2 protein-coding genes and 1 pseudogene are annotated in these 3519 nt (G+C 36.8%); all 3 read left to right on the top strand.

Going from position 1 to position 3519, the window contains the following annotated elements:
- Positions 1 to 215 (top strand): annotated as a pseudogene (locus tag ACY65O_RS11505) (hypothetical protein); the annotation flags it as partial.
- Between the two features lie 132 nt (positions 216 to 347).
- The gene (locus ACY65O_RS11500) at positions 348 to 1595 is read left to right on the top strand and encodes an oligogalacturonate lyase family protein (protein WP_462221001.1); all 1248 of its coding nucleotides are present in this window, start codon (positions 348 to 350) and stop codon (positions 1593 to 1595) included.
- A gap of 89 nt (positions 1596 to 1684) precedes the next feature.
- The coding region (locus ACY65O_RS11495) for a glycosyl hydrolase (protein WP_462221000.1) at positions 1685 to 3519 on the top strand (1835 nt) is incomplete at its 3' end.

Genomic DNA, 3519 nt, shown 5'->3' with positions numbered 1-3519 from the left:
GGAAGCTTATTAAGTTGAATGTAAATACTGATGCATCCACAGCAGTAGAATTGTATGACCTGGGAAATGACCCTTCTGAAAAAAATAACCTGGCAGAGAAATTTCCGGTCATTGTTAAAAAATTGAATGCGATGATCAAAGCTGCGCATTTGCCCAATAAGGACTGGCCTTTGTTGCCGGGGGACTTAACGGGGAAGAAGGTAGTGAACGATTAGATGTGGTTCCTTTTAACCTATCATGTAACTACAGGATGGCTGAAATGTTTTTATAAAATAAGTTGTGTCGCTATTCACATCCACCATTTATTATTTGTTAACGATTGTATCACACTTAAACCTTTTACAATAATGAAAGTTTTTTTAACAGGATTGCTGATAGCATCTGCCTGCACCTCATTGTATGCCCAGGAAATTTTAGAAACCGGGGGTAAAAAAATGCCCGCCGAATGGATAGATAAAGACACCCACCATAAAATGGTGTGGTTATCAGCCGGTTTACCGGGCAACAGCCTGAGTTTTTATTTTCACAATAATCCATTTATAGGTAACGAAATGATCTTTTATAACAACAGCAAACAAGCTGCCGCTGATGTTACCGATATGAAAAGAGAAGAACCGAAAGTTACTAACGTAAATGACAAACAGGTATACAGCATTAACCTGGCTACAAAAAAAATAACAAGGCTTACATCGTGCAGTTCACCCATGAGTGGCGAAGTAGTATGTGAAAAAACAAAAACTATTTTCTACCAAATTAAAGACAGCATTTTTGCACTTGATTTTATAACTAAAAAGACAAGGCTGGTATTTGTTTTTCCTGAAGATTTTAAATCAGGTATCAGCGCTGTAAATGCAGATGGCACTTTGCTGGGCGGATCAAGAGCGACTGATGCAGAAAAGGAAATTTTAAAAAACAATCCCAACAAAAGCAGTTTTTTTAATTTAATTTATGATGCTCATTTGCCTAAAACATTATTTACTATTGATGTTAAAACCGGGCAGCTTAATAAAATTTTTACCGATAGTGCCTGGTTAAATCATGTACAGTTTTCTGCAACTGATCCTGCATTGTTATCTTTTTGCCACGAAGGACCGTGGCATAAAGTAAACCGCATCTGGCATATTGATGTAAACACAAAAAAAATAACACAGGTACACCACCGTACCATGGATATGGAAATTTGGGGGCATGAGTGGTTTGGTAAAGCTGGTAAAACTATGTGGTTTGATCTGCAGCAACCGAGAGGTAAAACATTTTTTGTGGCAGGTTATGATGTGGCAACAGGTAAAGAAAAAAAATACGAATTGCAGCGTAACGATTGGAGTGTACATTACAACAGCAATGCCACTGAAACTTTATTTGCCGGTGATGGCGGCGATCCTGGTGCTGTAGCAAAAGCTCCTGACGGACAATGGATAAATTTATTTACACCCAATGGCGATAAATTTGTTACAGAAAAATTAGTGAACATGAAACACCACCAATATAAATTAGAACCTAATGTACATTTTAGCCCTGATGGTAAATGGATAATTTTCAGAGCGAATTTTGAAGGGGAGTCGAATGTGTATGCAGTGGAAATTAAAAAAAGTTGATTGGTTAATTAGTTGATTGGTTAATTGGTAAGTGCTGGCAAGTTTCTAAAATCTATAATGTAAATTCTCAGGTTATAAAAGTGTTTTATATGCGTAAAATATTTCTTTCTCTTTTAATTATTGTAATTACTTTATCGGCGTTAGCACAAATAAAATCACCGCTGGTAAATAATCAAACTAAACCCTGGACAAGATGGTGGTGGATGGGCAGTGCGGTTGATGAACCAGGAATAAAAAAACAATTGACACAATTAGCCGCTGCAGGTTTTGGAGGCGTAGAAATTGTGCCTATTTATGGTGCAAAAGGATTTGAAAATAAATACATCAAATATTTATCGCCGCAGTGGATGAAGCTCCTTGATTACACAGTGCAGCAGGCAAAATTGTTAAATATGGGTGTATATATTTCTGTGGGTACCGGCTGGCCTATCGGCGGCAGCAATGTAACCATACAGGATGCAGCAAGTAAATTAACAGTACAAAAATATTTACTAAAAGCAAATGAAAGTTTAGCAGAAAAAATAATTATTAAAGATGTAAAGCAAAAAGATATTGCTGTACTCAGCACTTTAATGGCATACAAAAAAAATGGTGGCGCAATTGATGTATTGAATAAACTTCAACCAGATGGATCGCTGGATTATATAAGTGAAGAAGACGCAGAAATAATTGCAGCCTTCACCGGCAAAACAAAGCAAGCAGTAAAAAGAGCCGCACCCGGAGGCGAAGGATATACCATTGATCATTTTAGTAAAAACGCCACAGTAAATTATTTTAAAATATTTGATACGGCTTTTGGAAATTCATCCCATGGGGTAAAAGCTTTTTTTAATGATAGTTATGAAGTATATAATGCAGACTGGACACCGCAATTTTTTGCAGCATTTGAAATAAGAAGGGGCTATGATTTAAAAAAATATTTAAATCTTTTTACAGGCAGTTTATTAAATGATACCGTTGCAAGATTAAAAAGCGATTACAGGGAAACTATTTCCGATCTGATGCTGGAAAATTTTTCAACAGTATTTACAGATTGGACCAATAAAAGAAATACACAATCAGTAAACCAGGCACATGGCTCACCGGGAAATTTGTTAGACTTGTATGGGGCATTTGATATTCCTGAATGCGAAACTTTTGGCAGCAGTGCTTTTGATGTAAGAGGATTAAGAAGAGACAGTGCCGATATCCGCAATGTTGATCCCGATCCCATCATGCTAAAGTTTGCCAGCAGCGCAGCTCATGCTTACAATAAAAAATTAACCAGCAGCGAAACTTTTACCTGGCTGGGCGAACATTTTAAAACCGCCTGGAGCCAATGTAAGCCAGAGTTAGACCAGGTTTTTTTGTCAGGCGTAAATCATGTTTTTTATCATGGCACTACTTACACACCAGCAGATGTAAAATTTCCCGGATGGTTATTTTATGCTTCGGTAAATTTTGTGCCGCATAACAGTATGTGGAAACATTTAAAAGGATTGAATGAATATATTGCCCGTTGTCAAAACATTTTACAGGCAGGCATACCAGATAAGTTAACCCTTAAAATGTACTGGCCGGTGTATGATGTATGGCACAATGCAAAAGGGATGGATATGCCTTTGCAGGTGCACAGTATTGATGATTGGTTGCACCCAACTGCATTTTATAAAGATGTAAAACTATTGCAGGATAAAGGGTATGAAGTAGATTTTGTAAGCGATAAAATGCTCAATAGAACTGCAGCAATTACACAACCAGCTGGTAAAGTTCATGAATTAATAATAATTCCTCAATGTAAGATGATGCCATTAACAACTTTAAAAAATATCGTTGCACTTTCTAAAACCTCAGCTTATGTAATTATGCAGGCCATGCCCGAAGATGTTCCGGGTTTCAATGATTTGTCAAAAGATAGAATTGCTTTTCAACAATTAAAAAATTC

The organism is Ferruginibacter sp., from assembly GCF_031430955.1.
GTDB lineage: Bacteria > Bacteroidota > Bacteroidia > Chitinophagales > Chitinophagaceae > Ferruginibacter.
This window is presented reverse-complemented; position numbering and strand designations above follow the sequence as displayed.